Origin of the sequence: Bacillus sp. SIMBA_074 (assembly GCF_046534555.1) — a bacterium.
GTDB lineage: Bacteria > Bacillota > Bacilli > Bacillales > Bacillaceae_G > Bacillus_A > Bacillus_A mycoides.
This window is the reverse complement of the sequence record NZ_JAWRYM010000203.1, coordinates 1-352: the sequence shown is the minus strand read 5'-3', so window position 1 is coordinate 352 and position 352 is coordinate 1. Positions and strand designations below refer to the sequence as shown.

General features: G+C 53.4%; 1 protein-coding gene. It reads right to left on the bottom strand.

The window, feature by feature from the left end:
• On the bottom strand, nt 1-352 hold a 352-nt coding region (locus tag SB773_RS30505; protein ID WP_410593949.1), incomplete at both ends, for a M20/M25/M40 family metallo-hydrolase.

Below are 352 nucleotides of genomic sequence, written 5' to 3'. Positions count from 1 at the left end.
ATGGAAACAACCAGCTGCTTCAATGGGTCCACTTTTCGGCTCGCAATCGTCTGCAGATTCATCGCGATCTGCGCGCCAATGATGATCGGGTCGACCGTTTCATGCGGGATAGCCCCATGTCCGCCTTTTCCCTTTACGGTGATTGTAAACTTGTCGGCAGCAGCTTGGATGTAGCCTTCGCGGTAATACACGTTGCCAAACGGCATTGTGCTTTGCAAATGGCACCCGTAAATGACATCTACCCCGTCCAGGCAGCCGTCCTCAATCATCGGCCGAGCTCCTCCAGGTGCGAGCTCTTCGGCAAACTGATGGATAAAAACTACCGTCCCTGGTAACTGGTCCCGATATTTCG